17 protein-coding genes are annotated in these 21,663 nt (G+C 35.5%); 14 read left to right on the top strand and 3 right to left on the bottom strand.

What is annotated here, in order from left to right:
• The first annotated feature begins 32 nt into the window (after positions 1 to 32).
• Positions 33 to 1,139: a hypothetical protein gene (locus BZG01_RS02470; RefSeq protein WP_101308233.1), complete on the top strand. Its 1,107-nt coding sequence runs from the start codon at positions 33 to 35 to the stop codon at positions 1,137 to 1,139.
• Between the two features lie 581 nt (positions 1,140 to 1,720).
• Here BZG01_RS02470 and BZG01_RS02480 read toward each other — a convergent pair.
• Together BZG01_RS02480 and BZG01_RS02485 are read right to left on the bottom strand one after the other, a co-directional pair.
• Positions 1,721 to 2,530, bottom strand: coding sequence for an alpha/beta fold hydrolase (locus BZG01_RS02480; RefSeq protein ID WP_101308235.1), 810 nt, complete (start codon positions 2,528 to 2,530; stop codon positions 1,721 to 1,723).
• Between the two features lie 305 nt (positions 2,531 to 2,835).
• Positions 2,836 to 3,549 (bottom strand): pyridoxine 5'-phosphate synthase, encoded by a 714-nt coding sequence (locus BZG01_RS02485; protein ID WP_101308236.1) that lies wholly within the window; start codon positions 3,547 to 3,549, stop codon positions 2,836 to 2,838.
• Between the two features lie 113 nt (positions 3,550 to 3,662).
• Here BZG01_RS02485 and BZG01_RS02490 point away from each other — a divergent pair, with 113 nt between their 5' ends.
• The 8 genes from BZG01_RS02490 to murI all read left to right on the top strand — a co-directional run bounded on the left by BZG01_RS02490 (position 3,663) and on the right by murI (position 11,629).
• Positions 3,663 to 4,328, top strand: a complete 666-nt coding sequence (locus BZG01_RS02490) for a CBS domain-containing protein (RefSeq protein WP_101308237.1) — start codon at positions 3,663 to 3,665, stop codon at positions 4,326 to 4,328.
• A gap of 207 nt (positions 4,329 to 4,535) precedes the next feature.
• Positions 4,536 to 5,420, top strand: coding sequence for an NAD kinase (locus tag BZG01_RS02495; protein WP_101308238.1), 885 nt, complete (start codon positions 4,536 to 4,538; stop codon positions 5,418 to 5,420).
• A 211-nt stretch (positions 5,421 to 5,631) separates the two neighbouring features.
• Positions 5,632 to 6,297 (top strand): type IX secretion system protein PorG, encoded by a 666-nt coding sequence (gene porG / locus BZG01_RS02500; protein WP_101308239.1) that lies wholly within the window; start codon positions 5,632 to 5,634, stop codon positions 6,295 to 6,297.
• A 3-nt stretch (positions 6,298 to 6,300) separates the two neighbouring features.
• Complete coding sequence (locus tag BZG01_RS02505; RefSeq protein WP_101308240.1) at positions 6,301 to 7,047, top strand: undecaprenyl pyrophosphate synthase; 747 nt, start codon at positions 6,301 to 6,303, stop codon at positions 7,045 to 7,047.
• A 24-nt stretch (positions 7,048 to 7,071) separates the two neighbouring features.
• Positions 7,072 to 9,594 (top strand): outer membrane protein assembly factor BamA, encoded by a 2,523-nt coding sequence (gene bamA, locus BZG01_RS02510; RefSeq protein ID WP_101308241.1) that lies wholly within the window; start codon positions 7,072 to 7,074, stop codon positions 9,592 to 9,594.
• Positions 9,595 to 9,669: 75 nt separating this feature from the next.
• Positions 9,670 to 10,191, top strand: a complete 522-nt coding sequence (locus BZG01_RS02515; protein WP_101308242.1) for an OmpH/Skp family outer membrane protein — start codon at positions 9,670 to 9,672, stop codon at positions 10,189 to 10,191.
• Positions 10,192 to 10,221: 30 nt separating this feature from the next.
• Positions 10,222 to 10,737, top strand: a complete 516-nt coding sequence (locus BZG01_RS02520; RefSeq protein ID WP_101308243.1) for an OmpH/Skp family outer membrane protein — start codon at positions 10,222 to 10,224, stop codon at positions 10,735 to 10,737.
• Positions 10,738 to 10,801: 64 nt separating this feature from the next.
• Positions 10,802 to 11,629, top strand: coding sequence for a glutamate racemase (murI, locus tag BZG01_RS02525; protein WP_101308244.1), 828 nt, complete (start codon positions 10,802 to 10,804; stop codon positions 11,627 to 11,629).
• Between the two features lie 75 nt (positions 11,630 to 11,704).
• Here the strand turns inward: murI and BZG01_RS02530 are convergent, their stop codons facing one another.
• On the bottom strand, positions 11,705 to 12,241 hold the full coding sequence (locus BZG01_RS02530; RefSeq protein WP_101308245.1) for a gamma carbonic anhydrase family protein: 537 nt from the start codon (positions 12,239 to 12,241) through the stop codon (positions 11,705 to 11,707).
• Positions 12,242 to 12,687: 446 nt separating this feature from the next.
• On the opposite strand from BZG01_RS02530, the gene BZG01_RS02535 reads away from it, so the two are divergent.
• The 5 genes from BZG01_RS02535 to BZG01_RS02555 all read left to right on the top strand — a co-directional run bounded on the left by BZG01_RS02535 (position 12,688) and on the right by BZG01_RS02555 (position 21,481).
• Entirely contained in the window at positions 12,688 to 15,855 is a 3,168-nt protein-coding gene (locus BZG01_RS02535) for a SusC/RagA family TonB-linked outer membrane protein (protein WP_101308246.1), read from the top strand.
• 12 nt (positions 15,856 to 15,867) lie between these two features.
• Complete coding sequence (locus BZG01_RS02540; protein WP_101308288.1) at positions 15,868 to 17,325, top strand: SusD/RagB family nutrient-binding outer membrane lipoprotein; 1,458 nt, start codon at positions 15,868 to 15,870, stop codon at positions 17,323 to 17,325.
• Positions 17,326 to 17,354: 29 nt separating this feature from the next.
• On the top strand, positions 17,355 to 18,200 hold the full coding sequence (locus tag BZG01_RS02545) for a hypothetical protein (RefSeq protein ID WP_143470813.1): 846 nt from the start codon (positions 17,355 to 17,357) through the stop codon (positions 18,198 to 18,200).
• Positions 18,201 to 18,593: 393 nt separating this feature from the next.
• Positions 18,594 to 20,438, top strand: coding sequence for a 2-oxoacid:acceptor oxidoreductase subunit alpha (locus BZG01_RS02550; RefSeq protein WP_101308248.1), 1,845 nt, complete (start codon positions 18,594 to 18,596; stop codon positions 20,436 to 20,438).
• A 2-nt stretch (positions 20,439 to 20,440) separates the two neighbouring features.
• The gene (locus BZG01_RS02555) at positions 20,441 to 21,481 is read left to right on the top strand and encodes a 2-oxoacid:ferredoxin oxidoreductase subunit beta (RefSeq protein ID WP_101308249.1); all 1,041 of its coding nucleotides are present in this window, start codon (positions 20,441 to 20,443) and stop codon (positions 21,479 to 21,481) included.
• Positions 21,482 to 21,663 lie beyond the last annotated feature (182 nt).

Genomic DNA, 21,663 nt, shown 5'->3' on the forward strand with positions numbered 1-21,663 from the left:
AAAAATTTTAAAACCTAAAAGATACTAAACTGATGAATACTTCATTTTATAATAAATTGTCCTTTGCAATATTGATTGCTGGAAGCCTGTTTTTAACCTCCTGCGGAAGCAGTAGTGGAGGTGGAGAAGAGGACGTTTTTGAATTCAAATCTTCCGATTTAACCAATAAATACTGGTACTCAAGTACGTTTATTGATGATAGTTATTCAAAAAACGATATAGTTCTGGTGTATAAATTTAATGGTGGTGGTGATTTGTACAAGCAAGAATTTAGTGGACGCCGGGATGTTAAGGTAGGCAGTTGGAGTCTGGGGGATGATAATACATTGATAATAGATGACGAGACCATAATTAATTCTCAGGAGTGGAAAATTGACAAGTCATCAACAAGAGATCATATATTCTTAAAAAGTACCATCGGAAACAGAGATTTCTATACTCAAATAAATGAACTTAATGATGTAACTGCTGATGCCTCCATTGTAAAGGAAGTTTATTTAAAGAATGATGATTTTGTTAGTGGTTACCGATATGATTTTGAGGTGAAGGGAGATAATATTAAAAGTGCTGTTGCAAAAATATCGTCAAATGAAAGTTTTACTTTAATTAAATCGCAAAATTCAAATGATGAAACTGTTTGGAGAATTAACGAAGTTGATGCAAATAAGTATCTTGAAAATTTCCCTGGAGAAAAACTTGTCAAATTTGTACTGACAATGAATTCGGGTGAAGAGTATAAGTTAGAGGAGAAAATTTATAATATGGATATTGCTGCATTGAATTATCAATCTGTAAAATCAGAACACAATACGGGGACAGGGCCTCTTGCTCTGAGCGTTGAGTGGAAGGCTATCGCAGATCCTAATGTGTATTATTATGTGCAAATCTTGAATTCTGAAAAAGACGAAAATAACCCGTTGTTTACATCAAATTGGCAACCGGCATCAACGGATGATTTGCAATTATTGACGGTTCAAGAAGATATTGCAGGTGACTTTGGACTTGCGTTAGGAGAGCAGTTTTATGTGAAACTAGTGGCTTTCCTATTTGAAGAAGGTATTAATCCATTTCAGGGAGATATTCAGGATTTTAATATTCAAGCTCGCTCACAATTTATTAGATCTGGAGGCGAATGGTAATAGAGGTTGATAAAATATTTAAACCCCGGGACTGATTTTGAACTGCACCCCAAAAGTTAGACGTAACTTTTGGGGTGCTTTTTTATTAATCCAACGCAAAACAATCTACTGTTTTTACAAAAGGTTTTGTTGTTTTGCTTGCACCCAGTGTGTGGCATCAGGGAAAATACTAAGTTAATCGATGAATAAATGTTTCGAAATCTGAAAAGTTAGCTAAGTAATCCTGCAAGGCATACTTTGTAAAATAATAATAGTGTATGTAAGCTTACAAAGTATATTTTTCAAAATCGAAATGCCTTTTGTTGGCTTGCAAGGCATATTTTTCAAAATCGAAATGCTCAATGTAATCTTGCAAAGTATACTTTTCAAAACAGCAATGGTGATTGTAAGCCAGCAAAGAATACTTTTAAAAATCCAAACAGTCTTTGTAATGCTGCAAGCTATACTTTTAAAAATAAAAATAGTCTTTGTAAGCTTACAAGACATACTTTCCAAAAAAAAAAGAGGCACTTTCAAACTTGCACTTAATGTTGTACACATTCGGGCAAAGTACGCAAGTTGTTACCGATAAGTACAAATAATTAATCCAACGCAAAATATTCTACCGTTTTAACCAGTAGTTTTGGTTGTTCGGCATGTACCCAGTGTCCGGCATTGGGAATGGTTGCTATTTCTGCTTTTGGAAATATCGTTCGTATTAAATTGTGGTCGTTATCGCTTATGTAATTCGATTTTTCGCCACGGATAAATAGAACAGGAAATGCTGTAATTCCTTTGCCTTCTGCAAAACGATCACCATCAATACCGTCCATTATTTGAGGTAAGTATTCGTTAATGGTTTTAATATTTAGTTTCCAGATAAACTGTTTGTTCTCGTCTCTTTTCAAATTTTTAAGAAGAAATTGTCTGACACGTTTACTGGTTATGCTTTCTGTTAATTTTGCATCAATTTCGGTTCTGTTTTTGTAAAGCGATAAATCCAAATTAAGCATGGCTTTAACGATGCAGGAGTGATCGATTGTTTGTGGGGCGTAATCGGAAATCCTGCTGTAGTTTTTGGGAGCAATATCCACAACAAGCAGACTGATTACTCTTTCGGGATGATCGGCAGCAAAAAACATAACTGTTTTCCCGCCCATCGAATGCCCAAGTAAAATGGCCTTTTCAATTTTGTGATCGTTCATAAATTCCAGAAGATCTTCTTTTAAATCCTGATAAGTATGTGAATTGGCATGAGGAGAGTCTCCATGATTTCTTTGATCGATGATATAAACTTCGAAGTTCTCCGAAAGCTCTTTGGCAATAGTCAGCCAATTATCCGATGCGCCGTAAAGACCATGAAGAATTAATAAAGGATAACCTTTGCCAAGTTTTTTGTAATTGAGTTTCATTTACGTGAGATTAATTTCGGAAATAATACCAATTTAATTTCAAAATTATCTTTAAATAAAATGGAATAATTTTCTGCTGTATCAAGGCAAAAAAGTAAAAGATAGCCGAGTTACCTTACATCTTTTTTAACGAAGATATAGCTGAAAAGAAACATTTTAAAAGATGCGTTTTGATGTTAATTTGGTATAAAGATAAGAACCAAATCAATAAAGTGATTGGTTAAGTTGAGTTTTTTAAGAAGATTCAGAAATAGAAAAAGGATGCCTTGAGAGCATCCTTTTGAAAATATATAACGAGTTCAGACTTATTTCAAACACCTAAGATACATCTGAATGGTATTTTCCAAACCATAGTACAATGAATCAGAAATAAGGGCATGCCCAATTGACACTTCAGTTAAATTTGGAATGTTATCGTTAAAATATTTAAGATTTTCCAAACTCAAATCGTGTCCGGCATTAATTTCCAAGCCTAATTCATGAGCCTTTTTTGCTGCAATTACAAAAGGACGAATGGCCTCCTCTTTATTTTTAGGATAATTTGTCGCATACGGTTCTGTGTATAATTCTATACGATCTGTTCCAGTGGCAACAGCACCTTCTATATTTGCCAGGTTAGTATCAACGAAAATGGAAGTTCTGATGCCAACATCTTTAAATTCCTTTATAATTTCGATTAAAATGTCACGATTTTTAACTGTATCCCATCCAGCATTAGAAGTTAATGCCTCCGGAGGATCAGGAACAAGAGTAACCTGCGTAGGTTTTGCTTTTACAACCAAATCAATAAAATCACGGGTTGGATATCCTTCAATATTAAATTCTGTGGTAACTAAAGATTCTAAATCCCTAACATCCTGATAACGAATATGTCTTTGGTCAGGACGAGGATGTACTGTAATGCCTTCAGCTCCAAATCTTTCACAATCTAAAGCTACCTTGCAAACATTAGGAGTATTCCCTCCCCGGGCATTTCTAATTGTCGCAATTTTGTTTATATTTACACTAAGTCTGGTCATTTTATATAACTTTATTGATAGAATAAATAGGTGAAAATAAGTACAAATTTTCTTTGTGTAATTAAATTCTCCTTAAGGCAAAATTAAAAGTAATTCCTAGAAAACAGGTATGTATGATAGCAAAAGATTTAATTTCTGATGTAGTTCCGGTATTACGGGAAACAGATACGGGGATTCAAGCTCTTAACTGGATGGAGATTTTCAGAGTTTCTCATTTGCCAATAGTAAAGGGGGATCAGTTTCTGGGCTTAATTTCAGACAACGATATCTACGACTTAAACAAGGCGGAAGAACCTATCGGCGATCAAAAATTATCCCTGTTTAGTCCCTATGTAAACGAAAATCATCATATCTACGAAGTAATAGAGATAATTTCAAGGCTTAAATTGACTGTGATACCGGTTTTGGAAGATGAGAAAACCTATGTAGGTCTTATAACTTTAAATGATTTGATGCAATACATTGAAAGAATTTTTTCCGTTCGCGAACCTGGAGGTATCGTTGTGTTAGAACTTAATTCTGTAGATTATTCTTTAAGCGAAATATCAAGAATTGTAGAGAGTAATGATGCAAAAATTCTCAGTCTGTATGTGACATCATCTACGGATTCAAGAAAAATTGAATTAACAATTAAAATAAACCGAACCAATATTACTTCAATAATACAAACTTTTTTGCGTTACGATTACACCATTAAAACTACCTATGTTCGTGAAGATGACATGAAAGATATGATGGAGGATCGATACAATTCGTTCATGAGGTTTCTAAATATCTAAAAAGCTTAAGTTTCGGCTTCTTTTTCTGCATAGAATTCTTGCCACTAATCAGATTACTCTATATTTGTGCTAAACATTACTTAAATAGACATACCAAGCCAATCTTATGGTTTTATTGGATTTTAAGAGAATGTAAATTTAAAAAGGTTTTAGAATTTTTTGGATTCTGTTACACAAGCAAATAAACAAAACACAAATTTGTGAAGTATGAAAGTTGCACTTTTTGGCAGATCATTTAACGAAAGCTTTACCGAAAGTTTTATTATGATGTTTGACGTTTTTACCAGTCATAATATCGAAGTAATCATTTATGAACCTTTTTATGATTTTCTAATCAGGGAAATTAATTTTAAACCTCCTGTTCAGTCCTATTTTCATAGTAATAAGGATTTGGATAAGAAAGTGGATTTCTTCTTTAGTATTGGCGGCGATGGTACTTTCTTGGATGCGGTGACATTTGTGCGCGATTCGGGGATTCCATTGGTGGGGATTAATAGTGGTCGCTTAGGTTTTATGGCCGATATCGCTCAGGATGAAATACCGCAGGCATTGGCCGATATTGTGGCCGGAGAATATAGTTTTGAGGAGCGGAACTTACTACGGTTGGAAACATCAAGGAATGGCTTGTTTGAGGAATTTAATTATGCTTTAAACGAATTTACCGTTCATAAAACAGACTCGGCTTCGATGATCACGATTCATACCTATCTGAATAATGAGTATTTGAATTCTTATTGGGCCGATGGTTTAATTATAGCGACTCCAACCGGATCTACAGCATATTCGTTAAGTGTTGGCGGGCCAATATTAATCCCCAATACACAAAATTTTATCATTTCGCCTATTTCTCCGCACAACCTTACAGTTCGACCGATTGTTGTGCCCAATCATCATGAAATAACACTTCGGGTTGAAGGTCGAAGTGATAGTTATTTGGCTTCGCTTGATTCCCGATCATGTACTTTTGAATCATCAATTGAACTGAAAATCAGGAGGGCTGATTTTCAGATTAAGGTATTAAAACTAAAAACACATAGTTTTTACGGAACCTTGAGAAACAAGCTCATGTGGGGTGTTGATAAACGTAACTAGAGAACAATTTTATTTGGGTTTTCATTTTAACAAAATTTAACGACGGGTTGGCGTTATTTTTTTTCATTGATAAGGTTTTTTAAGATTATATGTTACTTTTGTAGCTTGTGAATAAATTGAGCTGGAATACATCCTCTTCAAACCAACGGTTTTAGGAGCTTAAGCAACAACTTCTCTTTGTTTGCAAGAAGGAAAACACAAACTTGATTTCATGTATAAACTGATATTGGGAATACTGTTTTTTGCGATAGGAAATTCAGCTTTTTCGCAGACTAAAGCAGAGTTAGGCTTCTTTGGCGGAGTCTCCTATTATATGGGTGATATTAATCCTCAAAAGCAGTTTTATTCAAATTCAGTTGCCTTGGGAGGAATTTACCGGTATAATTTTAATTCACGGTATGCTTTAAGGGCTGGCATGTTGTTTTCAGGTTTAAAAGCAGAGGATAGGGATTTTAATAATTCATATCAACAAGCAAGAGGTGCATCATTCAAAACAGATTTAGTTGATCTATCCCTGCAGGTAGAATTTAACTTTCAGTCTTTTTGGTCACCTAAAAAAACGAAAAGCCAGACTCTGGTTCCTTATGTTACAGGAGGGATTGGATACATTGCTCCAAGCAGTACCAGCTCTTCATTCACAATTCCAATGGGAGTTGGTGTGAAAACGAACTTAACAGGCCGATGGACAGCAGCTTTGGAATGGAGTTTTAGAAAGAGTTTTACCGATGATCTGGATCATCTTGATGATCCAAATGATCTTAATAAAAGTAGTTTAGTACACAATAACGATTGGGCATCTTTTTTTGGAGTAATGATAAGTTATAAATTATTCCCTGATAATGAAGAATGCCATTCATACGATCGCTTTGTAAAATAAGATATGTCATTTAAAAATAAAATAGTAAAGGAAAAGCTGCCAACTCATCTTGCCATTATAATGGATGGGAATGGGCGATGGGCAAAAATGCGGGGAGAACATCGTATTGTAGGTCATCAGAACGGCGTTGAAGCAGTAAGGCAAACTGTTGAAGCTGCCGGTGAGCTTGGAATTTCTTATTTAACCCTGTACGCGTTTTCTACCGAGAATTGGAATCGACCTCAGGATGAGGTTTTAGGATTAATGTCCTTGTTGGTTGAAGCAATAGAAAATGAGACTCCTACTTTAATGAAGAACAACGTTCGCCTGCAGGCAATTGGCGATCTGGCAAGTTTGCCGCTTGAGGTAAGGGAGAAATTACAGGGAACAATTTCCAATACATCCGGGAATTCAGGTTTGACTTTAGTTTTAGCCTTAAGTTATAGCTCCAGGTGGGAAATTGTGAATGCAGTTAAAAATATTGCAAGTCAGGTTCAAAACGGAGATATATCTCTGGATGAAATTAATTCGGACTTGTTCTCTAATCAACTTACCACCAAAGGTATCCCTGATCCGGAACTTTTGATAAGAACGAGCGGAGAAAACAGAATAAGCAATTTTCTTTTGTGGCAAATAGCTTATTCTGAATTGTATTTTACTGAATTGTTCTGGCCTGATTTTAATAAAGAAGAGCTTTATAAAGCACTTTTTGATTATCAGAACAGAGAGCGTCGATTTGGTAAGATTAGTGAACAAATTAAAGATAAATAAGCATTAACCATTATAATTCAAGTAATGATTAAAAGATTAACTTTCATTTTTACTCTATTTTTAAGTTTTAGTGCGTTAGCGCAGGAAACCGATACAATTTATAATCCGGTAACTCATTATTCTTCTCCAAAAAGTTATGAATTGGGTGGCGTTACAGTAACAGGAGTAAAACATTTGGAAAATAATGTTTTGGTGCAAATTTCAGGTCTTCGTGTTGGTACTACCATTGAAGTTCCTGGCGAAAAGGTGACAAACGCAATTAATAAATTGTATAAACAAGGTCTCTTTTCGGACATTCAAATTACAGCAACCAAGGAAATAGGAAACAAGATTTACCTTAATATCCAACTACAGGAACGTCCTCGATTGTCTTTGGTAAATTATAACGGAACATCTAAAAGTGAGACAACAAAGCTGAAAGAGAAATTAAAGCTGATGAAAGGAACTCAGGTTACCGATTATCTGGTTACAAACATAAAAACTATAGTTGAAGGATACTTTAAAGAAAAGGGTTTTTACAATACTAGTGTTTCCGTTATTCAAAGGGATGATTCAGCAGAGGAAAATAGTGTGATACTCGATATTAATATTGATCGAAACAATAAAATTAAGATTAAGCATATTTTTGTTGAGGGAAATACAGCTTTTTCCGATAAAAAGGTGAAAAAAGCAATCAAGGATTCAAAAGAGAAAACATTCAGAAATTTCTTAAAATCTTCTAAGTATATTGAAGAAAAATGGAACGAGGATAAATTGACTTTAATTGAGAAGTACAACGAAAAAGGTTATAGGGATGCGCTTGTTTTGTCAGATAGCATTGAACAGGTATCTGAGGATAGAGTGAATATTCATGTGAAAGTGAAAGAAGGGAATCAGTATTTTTTCAATAATATTGATTGGGTCGGTAATACAGTGTATACCGGTTATTGGCTGCAACGGGTTTTGCAGATAAAAAAAGGTGATGTTTACAATCAGACTTTACTTGACAAGAGATTGAGCAGTGATGATGATGCTGTTAGTAATCAGTATCTTGACAAAGGATATTTATTCTTCAATGTGAATCCGGTAGAAACAGTTATTGGTAAGGATTCTATTAATCTTGAAATGAGAATTGTTGAAGGAAAACAGGCAACCATAGATAGAGTAAATATTATTGGAAATACAAAAACTCATGAGCATGTTGCCCGTAGGGAGTTGTATACATATCCTGGAGAATTGTTTAGCAAGTCGGATATCATTCGAAGTGTAAGGGAATTGGCTCAGTTAGGTCATTTTGATCCGGAAACTATTAGCCCGGATGTGAAGCCTCACCCTGAAAGTGGAACTGTGGATATTAATTATAAGTTAGAGGAAAAAGCGAATGACCAGATAGAACTCTCAGGAGGATGGGGTGCTGGAATGATTATTGGTACCGTTGGTTTGAAATTTTCTAATTTCTCGATTAGAAATATATTTAATAAAGAGGCTTGGAGTCCTTTGCCAACGGGAGACGGGCAAACATTGAGTATACGTGCTCAAACGAATGGTTCATACTACAATTCTTATAGTATGTCATTTACCGAGCCTTGGTTAGGAGGTAAAAAACCAACTTCATTAAGTACTTCAATTTATTATTCTCAGCAAACCGGATATAGTCGCTCTTATAGTAACAGCTATAGCTATGCAAGCTCATCAGGGAATTCAGATCAAAGTCAGAAAGTGTTTGGAGCAAGTGTAGGATTGGCTCGTCGTTTAAAATGGCCTGATAATTATTTTTCTTTGTATAATGAGGTTAGTTATCAGAACTACAGATTAAAAGATTGGCAGTATTATTTAATCTCTGACGGAACATCCAATAATTTCAGTTTTACAACTACTTTATCAAGGAGTTCTATAGATAATCCATTATATACCAGAAGAGGTTCCTCATTTTCTTTAAGTGTTAAATTGACACCACCATTTTCATTTTTCGATAATGTTAACTACTCGAGTGGAAATACAAGCGATCAGGAAAGATATAAATGGATTGAATATCACAAATGGGTATTTAAAGGAAAAATGTATACATCCTTATTGAATAGTACTGATAAACTGGTTTTATATACAGGAACTGAGTTTGGATATTTGGGGTATTATAATAAAGATAAAAGATCACCTTTCGAAGGATTTGAAGTAGGAGGTGATGGTATGTCGGGATACAGCATGTACGGAAGTGACAATATTGGACTAAGAGGATATGAAAATGGATCTTTGACCCCGGTAAGTACGACAGGCAGACGATTGGGAGGTAATATTTATTCTAAATTTACTGCAGAAGTTCGTTATCCGCTATCTTTAAGCCAGTCTGCAACTATTTATGCATTGGCATTTGCCGAAGCAGGAAATGCCTGGTATGATTTTGAACAATTTCAACCATTCAATTTGAAGCGTTCTGCAGGTGTTGGGCTTAGAATATTCCTTCCTATGTTTGGATTATTAGGAATTGATTACGGATATGGATTTGATGAAGCGAATCAGGCAGGACAGAACGGTGGTCAATTCCATTTTGTAATTGGTCAACAATTTTAGCATATTTTATGTCACTCGTCTTTGGAGCTATTATAATTTAAGTTATTTTAGATTTTAATTCTAAATAAGAATCGAATGAAGCGTTTAGTATTAATAATTGGATGTGTATGTATATTGATAGGGAATTTGTATTCTCAGCAACGTTACGGATTTGTTGACACAGAATATATTCTCGATAAAATGCCTGATTATAAGAATGCTCAGGAACAATTGGATCAGATTTCAAGCAATTGGCAAATAGAAATTGAGAAAATAGCTTCTGAAATTAAAGAATTGCAAGCGAAGTTTAGAGCTGATGAAGTGTTTTTGTCCTCAGAAATGAGAGAAAAAAGGGAAAAAGAGATTTTTGACAAGGAAATTTTAGCTCAAAAATTGCAGCAAAAGTATTTTGGAATAAATGGAGATCTTTATAAAAAGCGTCAGGAATTAATAAAGCCAATTCAGGATGATATTTATGAAGCAATAAAAGAAATTGCAAAAGACGGAACTTATGGTATGATTATTGATCGTGCTAACGGGCCAACAATTATATACAGTAATCAAAAGTTTGATTTAAGTGATAAGGTACTGTATAAGTTAGGTATTAGAACTAATTAAAATTAAAATAAAAACTAACTGAGTGATATTATGAGACATTTTTTAAAAGTAACTTTATTAGCCATTATCCTATCTGCAGGTTCAAGTACATTTGCGCAAACCTTAAAATTTGGCCATATCGACTCGAATAAATTACTGTCGATTATGCCTGAAAAAGAGCAGGCACAAAAACAAATTCAAGCTGCGGCAGCGGAGTATGATGCTCAAATTAAAGCAATGAGAGAAGAGTATCAAACTTTGGTAAATGCTTATGTAGAGAAAAGAGAAACTCTTTCGGAGGCTGTAAGAGCCAATAAAGAAAAAGAAATTCAGGATTTGCAAAATCGTATGCAGACATTTGATGGATTTGCTCAGCAAGAACTTCAAAAAAAGCAAAATGAATTGTTAAAGCCTATTTTCGATAAAGCTTCAGCTGCAATAAAGGCTGTTGGTGCTGAGAATGGATTCATTTATGTTTTTGATATTAGTACTGGTGTTATCTTGTTCAACTCAAATAACAGTGTTGATATTATGCCATTGGTAAAAACAAAATTAGGAATACTGTAGATATTTTTCAGGATATTGTGAAAAGGTGGTATTTTTAATACCACCTTTTCTTATTTTTACGAGAATGATAAAAAATAGTCAGCCCATTGGTGTTTTCGATTCAGGATATGGAGGTTTAACCGTATTAAATGAACTGCTTAAGAGCTTACCTGAATATGATTTTATTTATCTGGGAGATAATGCCAGAAGCCCTTATGGTACCCGCTCATATGATGTTGTATATGATTATACGCTCGAGGCGGTTGAGCAACTTTTTTCAATGGGCTGTGAGTTGGTAATACTTGCGTGTAATACAGCTTCGGCCAAAGCGCTTCGTACCATTCAGCAAAATGATTTACCAAAAATAAATTCCAACAGGAGGGTTCTTGGAGTTATTCGCCCTAGTGCTGAAGAGGTTTCCAAAATTACGAGGACCAAACATATTGGTGTAATGGGAACTGTAGGCACAATTCGTTCTAATTCGTATCCATTGGAGATAGCTAAATTATTCCCGGATGTTGTTGTTGTCCAGGAAGCTTGTCCAATGTGGGTTCCTTTGGTTGAAAATAATGAGATTAACACGGAAGGTGGAAGGTATTTCATTAAAAAGAACATTGATAGTTTATTGGCTAAAGACCCTCTTATCGATTCGATAATATTGGGTTGTACTCACTATCCTTTGATGCAGTCGGAGATTAAGAAAATGCTTCCTGATCACATTCAGTTGATTTCTCAGGGAGAGATCGTTGCCCGAAGTTTAAAAGATTACCTTTTTAGACATCCCGAAATGGATGTTAGATGCAGTAAAAACTCAAATTGTGAGTTTTTTACTACAGAATTTGTAGATAGTTTTGAGGAAAAAGCCAGTCGATTTCTTAATATTACTTTAAAGGCCCGGCATATTAGCTATTAACTGTGGCAAGTGTAATAGTATAAAAAACAAAGTCTTTCAATATAAAATTGAAAGACTTTGTTTTTTTAAGCTGAATTACTTTTTGATGGTTTCTTCATCTTCTTTGTACCAGCTGGCATACATTGCATAACTATTTGCAATTCGATTGATTTCACCTTCTAATAATTCCGGACTTAGTTCTTTTATTTTTTTTGCCGGAGATCCTGCATATACACTTCCTGATTCAACATGCGTACCTTTTGTAACAACTGATCCTGCTGCAATAATCGCATTGCTTTCAATAATCGCATCATCAAGAACTACAGCAGCCATGCCTATAAGAACGTTATCTTTAATTGTGCAACCATGCACTACTGCATTGTGGGCAATAGATACATTATTTCCAATTGTGGTTGGTGATTTTTTATAGGTTGCATGAATAGTCGCATTATCCTGAACATTTACATTGTTCCCAAGACGAATAGAATGAACATCACCGCGTAAAACAGCACTGTACCAGATACTACAATCATTACCCATCTCCACATCACCAATTACGGCAGCGGTTTCTGCTAAAAAGCAATTATCTCCGAATACCGGAGTTTTTCCATTTAATTCTCTAATAAATGCCATTCTTATTTAGTTTGATTATAAATACAAAGATAATTAAAAAAATATTCGAGAGATTTTTTATAAATATGTTGTAAAAAAAGTTACGCAAACGTTAACGTGAATGAAATTGAAAATGAGAGCAATAGCATAGTGTTAATTTGAAAGCAAAATGTATTGCATATTGGTAATTTGTTAGTTTTGAAGTCTATTTCAACTTAAATTTAAAAGGTTTACGATAAAAAAGGTTTGAAAATTTAAGTTTTTTTCACACTTTTGATGACGCAGATATAAATAGGGGTATTTTGAAATCTGCAATTTGAGAAGTTATTTTTTAGTGACTAAACTAAAGTTTCTTCTTGAAAACAATTCTAAAGGGTGCATTTTATTGCTTTCATCTCATTGTTATGGGATGAATGAATTTATATATAAATGTGTATTAATGTTAATTAACCACTAACTAAAGGTTTATGAAAAAAAGTTTGTTTTCGATGTTAATCCTGTGTGTTATAGGATTACAGAGCGTTCTAGCTCAAAGTCGAGAAGTTTCAGGGGTGGTTACTTCAGCCGATGATGGGCTGTCTATCCCGGGAGTTTCCGTAATTGTTAAAGGTACAACCATCGGTACCACTACTGATTTCGATGGTAACTACTCCTTAAATGTTCCAGCTGATGGAAAGGTTTTGGTCTTTTCTTTTGTTGGAATGACTATGCAGGAGTTAGAGATCACCTCTTCTACAATCAATGTTGTAATGGAAACGGAATCTATTGGTGTGGATGAGGTTGTTGTTACTGCATTAGGAATTAAGAGATCAAAAAAAGCTCTTGGATATGCTGTTCAGGATGTGAAAGCGGAAGATCTTCAAAAGACAGGTACTCCTGATTTAGCTAAAGCTCTTCAAGGAAAAGTAGCTGGTGTTGACATTAAGATGTCAAGTGGTATGCCAGGTGCTTCTTCTCAAATTGTTATTAGAGGTTCAAGGTCATTTTCAGGAAATAATACTCCATTATATGTGATTGACGGTATGCCAGTTGCTAGTACTGCAGCTTATAGTACAGGTAATAGTACTGCTGGAGCAGACGTTTCTAATAGAGCATTGGATATCAATCCTAATGACATTGAATCTATTAACGTGCTGAAAGGACAGGCAGCCGCGGCATTGTATGGCCTTAGAGCTTCGAATGGTGTAGTTATTATTACTACAAAATCAGGAAAAGGTGGAGCAATAGGAAAAGCTGTTGTTTCGATCAATCAAACGACTAGTTTTGATGTTGTTTCCCGTACGCCAGATTATCAAAAAAAATGGTCGCAAGGTTCTGCAGGTAAATATAGCCCCAGAACTTCAATGTCTTGGGGAGGTAAAATTTCAGAATTGCCTAATGATCCAACTTATGGAGGTAATGGGAATGGACATGAAGGAATGTACAGAGTACCTCAATTAGAAGATGCAGGATTAGATCCATGGGTAACGCCACAAGTATATAATAACTGGGATGATTATTTTGAAACTGGTTTTACTTCAACTACAGGTATTAACGTGAGCCAGGCTACTGAAAAAGGAAATTTTTCGGTAGGTGTAGGATATACTGACCAAGAAGGTATTGCTTTGAATACAGGAATGCAACGTTGGAATGCTAAAGCTGCTGCAGAGAGTAAACTTAACGAAAACTTCACTGTTGGTTTTTCATCTAACTTTGCAAAAACAACTGTTGATAAATTATCTGCCGGAAATGATGCTTCTATAGCAGGTGCTCTTTCTGCTCCAGCGAGTTACAATTTGAAAGGTATTCCTAATCATGCGCAGGGAGATCCATACAAGCAAATTTATTATCGCTCTCTTACTTTTGATAATCCTTATTGGGTTCAGAATAACAATACATTTAATGAAGAAACAAATCGTTTCTATGGAAATGGGTTTGTCCAATATGCAAAGTCACTAGGTGACGGAATGGATTTAACGGTTAAGTATCAATTAGGTATGGATACATATACCACACATTATCAGGATATATTCGGATTTGGAAGTAAAGGAAAAACTGGTGAGATTAGTAATTATGGTGTTACGGATATGACTTACAATTCACTGCTGACTGCAAATTTCGATTGGACTATTAATGACGATTTTAGATTGAATGTAATCGTTGGAAATGAGTTGAATCATAACAGAACAAAACAATACGATCAGTATGGTCAAGAATTCAACTTTGGAGGTTGGAATCATGTTCAAAATGCAAATACAGTTACTGCAGGAGAGAAAAAATATAAAGACCGTACTGTTGGTGTTTTCTCAAGTGTTTCCTTGTCTTGGAAAGATATGATGTTCTTGAATGTAACAGGTCGTAATGATGTTACTTCATCTATGCCAAGAGGTAATCGTTCATTCTTTTATCCTTCAGTTTCCTTAGGATTTGTAGCCTCGGAATTGGATGTTGTTAAAAATATCGATTGGTTAACATTTGCAAAAATCAGAGGATCTTATGCAGAGGTTGGACAAGCTGGAACTTACAAGGAGAATTTCTATGAAAAGCCTGGATACAGTGGTGGATTTTGGTCAGGAGAACCAATAACATACCCAATGGGAGGCGTAAGTTCTTATATTGCAAGTGATGTTTTGTACGATCCAAAGTTAAAGCCTCAGAATACCAAATCATATGAGTTAGGTATAAATCTAAAATTTGCGAAGAACAGAATTGGTATTGATTATACCTATTCAAGACAGAATGTTGAAGATCAGATTTTCTCTGTTCCATTGGCAGGTTCAACCGGCGCAAGTAGTGTAATGATGAATGGTGGTCAAGTTCATACCAATGGTCATGAAGTAATGCTTTATTTGACACCTATCTCAACAAAGGATTTTACATGGGATATTAATGTTAACTATTCAAAAATCACAAATGTTGTTGATAAATTGGCACCGGGTGTTGAGAGTATTCAATTGGGGGGGTTTGTTACTCCACAAGTGAGAGCAGGAATTGCTGACACTTACCCTGTAATTTATGGTTCTCAGTATAAGAGAAATGAAAATGGTCAAATACTTGTTGATGAAAACCCTTCTTCTACTACTTATGGTATGCCAATGGCTGGTGAACCTGGAGTAATTGGTTCTGTCTCTCCTGATTTTATTGTTGGAGGTTCTACTACTTTCACTTACAAGAATTTCTCATTAGGGGCTACTTTTGAATGGAAAAATGGTGGTCAGATGTATTCAGGATCTAATGGTTTATTAGATTTATATGGAATGTCTAAGAGAACTGAAGATCGTGAATCTACTTTTATTTACAATGGCTACAAAGCAGATGGCTCTAGAAATGATATAGTTCGTGGAGGAGCAAGTGATTCGGGAGCCTATCAAACACTATTTTCAGATGTTCTAACAAATATTGACGAATACTATATTCATGGGAATTCTTTTGTTAAACTAAGAGAATTGTCATTTAAATATCGATTGCCTAAAGGCTTGATTCCTAACATAGATGTGGCGGTTTCTACTTTTGCACGTAATATTTTACTTTGGACAGAGCTTGATAATTTTGATCCGGAATCTTCTCAAGGAAATAATAATATGTCGGGAGGTTTTGAACGATTTTCACTACCTCAAACAACTAGCTATGGATTTAGTATAGATGTTAAATTCTAAATGAATAAAAGTATGAAAAAATATATTTACAGTATTGCAATTGCGGTTTGTGCAATTACAATGAGTTCTTGTTCTGAAGATTTGATGGATGATATCAACAAGAACGTAAATGATCCATCAGATGTAGCATCAAACTTGATTATCTCTGATGTGATGACAAAATCGGCCTTTAGTGTTACAGGTTCAGATCTTGCATTATATGCATCATGTTATGTAGAGCATAATGTTGGTGTATATAGCCAGATGTATAATGCTGAAATTAGATCAGGAGAACCAACAAGTAGTACTACCTACAATAATTCGTGGAATTCAGTTTATCGAAATCTATTAAATCTTAAGGATATAATTACAAAATGTTCTGAAGGTGGGAAAGAAGAAGGTAATTATTATACCTTAGGTATCGCTCAAATTTTGGCAGCATATAACTTGGCAATTTTAACTGATGTAATGGGTGATGTGCCTTGGACTGAAGCTCTTCAACCAGGTGTTGTTTTTACCCCAAACTTGGATACTCAGGAGAAAATATATACTGATATCTTTAAATTTTTGGACGATGCAATTGTAAATTTATCTAAGGAAACAGCTTTTTCTCTTTTAGGAAAGCAGGATTTTATTTACGGTGGTGAAGACGGAAGTATAGAAAAATGGGTGAAATTTGCTTATGGGTTAAAGGCTCGTTATACTATGAGATTATCTTTAAGATCTCCAAATTACGCCGACGTGATTGATTTTGCAAACAAGTCTTTCACAAGTCCTGCAGAACAAAGTCAATTTGTTTACAATGGTACTACATCTAAAAGTCCTTTTGAAATGTTCTTTTTAGACCGTAATTATTTTGGAGCTAGTACAAGCTTTCATAATAAATTGCTTTCCAGAAATGATCCACGTGAGGCAAAATTATTTAAAGCTTTTTCTGAGGATTTAGATCTTGTATTTGCGCCAAATGGTACGCCTGAGCAAGCTCAAGGTAAATATGGAATCTCTGCTATTAGTTCTTTAACTGCACCAACTTATTTATTGAGTTATCACGAAGTTGAATTCCTAAAAGCTGAGGCATATGCCCGAAACAATGATTTGGTAAATGCTAAGATTGCATTGAAAAAAGCAATTGTTGCAGCTTGTGGAAAAACGAATATTGCTATTTCGGCTGCAGATGCTGAAGCTTACTATACAGATGAAGTTGAACCTGTATTGCTTGATCAAAGTTCAACATTGAAGGAAATTATGGTTCAAAAATACATTTCATTCTTCGAAGAAGAGGCTCTTGAGGCTTATAACGATATCAGAAGATTGAATGCGATGGGAAATAATTTTATTAAATTGGATAACCCATTGAATAGTTCTAAATTCCCATTGCGTTTCACTTACGGTGCAGAAGATGTTACTGCAAATGTGAATGTTCGTGAAGCTTATGGTGATGGATCGTATGTATATAGTGAAAATGTATGGTGGGCTGGAGGTTCACGATAGTTTGATTTTTATATTAAAAAATGAAAACAATGAAAATATTTAAAATACTAAGCCTAATCGTGGCACTGGGTTTCTTCTTTAGTGCTTGCGAAGACACAAATGAGAATTTGGTGGCTACTAGAGGAATCGCTGTAGTTCCAACGATTACTAGTCTTACACCGGAATCCCCTCTTTTTACAGATCTTACCGAAGCAAGTTTTATCACTTTTACAGCTAGCTTAGCTGAGGGAGATATGGCTGACGCTGCGGAAATTCAGGTTGTGTACGAAGGAAAAGTAGGTGTCGTGAAAGCAATAGAGTCATTTCCTATTGACACTAAAATTACTGCCCCTGAAATCCTAAGCAGTTTGGAAATTACTGAAGCTGATGTAAAATTAGGAACTTCTTTCTTTCTTTACGTAATTACAACATCTGAAGGTATAAGTTCACGTTCTCAGGCTGCAGTGGAAATTAAAATGCCTTGTGAATTTGACAGTGAATTATCATTTGGAAGTTATGCTGCTGTAAGTGGTGATTGGGGTGTTGATTCAAACGTTAAGATTCTTACAGATGAGAATGATCCTTATACGTTATATGTATCAGGACTAGCTGAGGCTGATGCTTGTACAGGTAATGGAAATACTGTTACTGTTTATATCGATCCGGTGACATTCCAATTAACTGGTGATACAGAAAGAACTATTGTTGCTGCCGATTGTGGTGGATGGGGAGCTGGTTATGAAGATTATACCAATTATTCGTATACAGTATCTTCTGGTTTTTTCAATTCTTGTGATGGAACTTACAATATTGCTTTCAAGTTGGAATATCTTCCTGTAGGAGGAACAGAGTATACCTCTTGGGGTGATAATGGTTTTACATTTACAAGAAACTAACTAAATGTAGAATTAGGAATAATGTTCATAATGGTGTCTCATTAATTTGAGACACCTTTTTTCTTTAAATCACTTTTTGTTGCGATGACTTTTCGCAAAGATTATCAACTCTCCCAGTTCTCTTCAAAAATCACTATTCCTTCTCCTTTCCTTCCCCTTATTAAGACTTAATCAACTCTTAATCAAGCCAGTTTTTAACTGTGAGTGAGATGTAACTTTTTAGAATACAAACGTTTGCAAAAAATCAATAATTTTATTTGTCTTTACTTGTCTAAAAACTGGGAAACGCTACCTTTACCATGCTATGTAACATGATTTTAGCACAGTGTTGTATAGAAATAAAAACAACGAACTAAACAAAGGAATTAATTTCAAGCTTAATTCAAAATAGTCATGAGTCAAAAGACAAAAGTCATTGAAAAGGAAGAAGTTGTCATAAGATTTTCCGGCGATTCCGGAGATGGGATGCAGCTAACAGGAACGCAATTTTCGGATACTTCCGCATTGTTTGGGAATGATGTTGCTACTTTTCCTGATTATCCAGCTGAGATTAGGGCTCCACAGGGAACTGTAGGTGGAGTATCAGGTTTTCAACTGCATTTCGGTCAGATGGAGGTAAATACTCCCGGCGATTTTGCAGATGTACTGGTTGCAATGAATCCGGCAGCATTAAAAGCAAATTTGAAATGGGTTAAACCTAGTGGGACTATCATTGTAAATGAAGATAGTTTTACGGATAAGAACCTTGAAAAAGCTGGCTATGATTCTAACCCATTAGACGATGAGAATCTTTCCGATTACAATCTGATTAAAGCAAGGGTAACTTCACTGACGAAAGAATGTTTGAAGGATACAGAACTGGATCAGAAAAGTATCCTTAGGAGTAAAAACATGTTTACTCTGGGAATGGTTTATTGGATGTTCGATCGTCCGTTGGAGCATACAGAAGAGTTTATTGAGAAGAAATTCAAAAAGTATCCATTGGTTGTTGAGGGCAACAAGATGGTATTGCGGGCGGGTTATAATTTTGCAAGAACAATTGAAGCTTTGCCATATAATTTCAGTGTGGCTCCTGCAAAAATTAAGAAAGGTATCTACCGTAATGTTACAGGAAATAAAGCTACAGCCTGGGGATTAATTGCAGTGGCTGAAAAAGCGGGTTTGGAATTGTTTTGTGGATCGTATCCAATTACACCGGCAACAGAAATTCTGCAGGAGCTGGCTGCCCGTAAGGATCTTGGTGTAAAAACTTTTCAGGCAGAAGATGAGATTGCAGGAATCTGTACATCGATCGGAGCAAGTTTTGCAGGGAATTTTGCTGTAACAACCACTTCGGGACCGGGTTTGGCTCTTAAAACAGAAGCGGCAGGTTTGGCTGTAATGACAGAACTCCCTTTGGTAATTGTGAATGTTCAGCGTGGGGGGCCATCAACAGGTCTTCCAACTAAAACAGAACAATCAGATTTAATGCAGGCAATTCACGGACGCAGTGGAGAATGCCCTATGCCGGTAATTGCGGCAAGTACACCTTCAAATTGTTTTGAATACGCCTATAGTGCCGGTAAAATTGCTTTGGAGCATATGACCCCTGTTATCTTGCTTACGGATGGTTTTATTGCTAATGGAGCTGAACCGTGGCGAATTCCTAAAATGGCCGATCTCTCACCTATAGAGGTGCCATTCGCTAAGGAGGGAGATAACTATCAACCATATGCAAGAGATACAGAGAAACTGGCTAGAAAATGGGCTGTTCCAGGTACAAAAGGTTTGGAGCATCGAATAGGAGGTTTAGAGAAGATGGATATTACGGGTACTGTGTCGTATGTGCCGGAAAATCATCAGGTAATGACAGATATTCGATCGGAAAGAATTAGACGGGTTGCTAATTTTATTCCAGATGTTCCTGTAAAAGGGAATGATGACGCTGAAGTTTTGGTTGTAGGTTGGGGAGGAACATATGGTCACTTAACAACAGCGGTTCGGGAACTTCAGGCTGAAGGAAAGAGCATTGCTTTGGCACATTTTCATTATATTTTCCCTCTGCCAAAGAATACAAAAGAGGTTTTACAACGTCATAAAAAGGTAATTGTTTGTGAGTTGAATGAAGGACAATTTGCTGAGTATTTACGGGCAGGTTTTCAGGATGTTAAATTCAATCAATACAATAAATTACAAGGATTGCCTTTTACTGTGTTGGAATTAAAAGAGAGGTTTAACCAATTATTGGAGGAGAAATAATCATGACAGATACAATTCTTAAATCACATAGTCCTGTTAATCTGACTCCAAAAGATTTTAAAAGTGATCAGGAAGTAAGATGGTGTCCCGGGTGTGGAGACCATGGTGTATTGAATTCGGTTCAAAAGGCAATGGCTGCAATGAACATTCCAAAGGAAAAATTTGCAGTTATCTCGGGTATTGGATGTTCTTCCCGTTTTCCGTATTATATGGATACCTATGGTTTTCATACAATTCACGGAAGAGCAGCAGCGGTTGCTTCGGGAGTGAAATCAGCGAATCCTGATCTTGAAATAATACAAGTCTCTGGAGATGGGGATGCTTTGGCAATTGGAGGTAACCATTTTATCCATGCTATTCGTCGTAATATTGATATGACAATTCTTCTTTTTAATAATGAGATTTACGGGCTTACCAAGGGGCAATATTCACCAACATCTAAGCAGGGAATGGTCACCAAGACCTCTCCATTCGGAACAATTGAACAACCATTCCAGCCAGCAGAGTTAGCTTTAGGGGCTCAATCGAAGTTTTATGCGAGATCTATTGATACTAATATTAAACTGACCACAGAGTTGATTTTGGCTGGAGCAAAACACAAAGGAACATCTATTATTGAAGTTCTTCAAAATTGTGTGATTTATAATGATGGAGCACATACTCTGATTACTGATAAGGAAACGAAGGATGACTTCCAGTTGATTTTGCATCACGGAGAGCGAATGATTTTCGGAAAGAATAGAAACAAAGGATTAGTTTTAGGAGGTAATGGTAAACTAATTGTTGTTACAATTGGTGAATTTGGGATTACTGAGCAGGATATTTTAGTTCATGATGCCCATAACCCTGATCCTCATATGGCTTGGCTGTTGTCAAATATGTCAGCTCCTGAGTATCCTGTTGCACTTGGTGTAATAAGAGACGTTGCAGCGCTTTCTTATGAAGAAAAAATGGTGCAGCAAATTAAAGATGTACAAGCTGTATCATCAATTAAGTGTATGGATGATCTGCTTAATAGTGGTGATACCTGGGAAGTTAAATAATAAGATTGAAATATTTAATTCATCAATACCTAAAAGAGGAAACCATAAGTTTCCTCTTTGTTTTTTATCCCTTATTTTTATTATTTTCGGCACCATTTTTTAGGGAATAATGAATACTAAAAGATATTTTTCCTTTTCATTAATTGATTTTAAATGAAATCAGTACTTGTTTGTAAAAGGTT

Source organism: Labilibaculum manganireducens (genome assembly GCF_002843385.1).
Classification (GTDB): domain Bacteria; phylum Bacteroidota; class Bacteroidia; order Bacteroidales; family Marinifilaceae; genus Labilibaculum; species Labilibaculum manganireducens.

Bases quoted from the DNA above. Each gene is read 5' to 3' on its own strand.
- BZG01_RS02470 (WP_101308233.1), top strand. From the start codon at position 33: ATGAATACTTCATTTTATAATAAATTGTCCTTTGCAATATTGATTGCT.
- BZG01_RS02480 (WP_101308235.1), bottom strand. From the start codon at position 2,530: ATGAAACTCAATTACAAAAAACTTGGCAAAGGTTATCCTTTATTAATT.
- BZG01_RS02485 (WP_101308236.1), bottom strand. From the start codon at position 3,549: ATGACCAGACTTAGTGTAAATATAAACAAAATTGCGACAATTAGAAAT.
- BZG01_RS02490 (WP_101308237.1), top strand. From the start codon at position 3,663: ATGATAGCAAAAGATTTAATTTCTGATGTAGTTCCGGTATTACGGGAA.
- BZG01_RS02495 (WP_101308238.1), top strand. From the start codon at position 4,536: ATGAAAGTTGCACTTTTTGGCAGATCATTTAACGAAAGCTTTACCGAA.
- porG (WP_101308239.1), top strand. From the start codon at position 5,632: ATGTATAAACTGATATTGGGAATACTGTTTTTTGCGATAGGAAATTCA.
- BZG01_RS02505 (WP_101308240.1), top strand. From the start codon at position 6,301: ATGTCATTTAAAAATAAAATAGTAAAGGAAAAGCTGCCAACTCATCTT.
- bamA (WP_101308241.1), top strand. From the start codon at position 7,072: ATGATTAAAAGATTAACTTTCATTTTTACTCTATTTTTAAGTTTTAGT.
- BZG01_RS02515 (WP_101308242.1), top strand. From the start codon at position 9,670: ATGAAGCGTTTAGTATTAATAATTGGATGTGTATGTATATTGATAGGG.
- BZG01_RS02520 (WP_101308243.1), top strand. From the start codon at position 10,222: ATGAGACATTTTTTAAAAGTAACTTTATTAGCCATTATCCTATCTGCA.
- murI (WP_101308244.1), top strand. From the start codon at position 10,802: ATGATAAAAAATAGTCAGCCCATTGGTGTTTTCGATTCAGGATATGGA.
- BZG01_RS02530 (WP_101308245.1), bottom strand. From the start codon at position 12,241: ATGGCATTTATTAGAGAATTAAATGGAAAAACTCCGGTATTCGGAGAT.
- BZG01_RS02535 (WP_101308246.1), top strand. From the start codon at position 12,688: ATGAAAAAAAGTTTGTTTTCGATGTTAATCCTGTGTGTTATAGGATTA.
- BZG01_RS02540 (WP_101308288.1), top strand. From the start codon at position 15,868: ATGAAAAAATATATTTACAGTATTGCAATTGCGGTTTGTGCAATTACA.
- BZG01_RS02545 (WP_143470813.1), top strand. From the start codon at position 17,355: ATGAAAATATTTAAAATACTAAGCCTAATCGTGGCACTGGGTTTCTTC.
- BZG01_RS02550 (WP_101308248.1), top strand. From the start codon at position 18,594: ATGAGTCAAAAGACAAAAGTCATTGAAAAGGAAGAAGTTGTCATAAGA.
- BZG01_RS02555 (WP_101308249.1), top strand. From the start codon at position 20,441: ATGACAGATACAATTCTTAAATCACATAGTCCTGTTAATCTGACTCCA.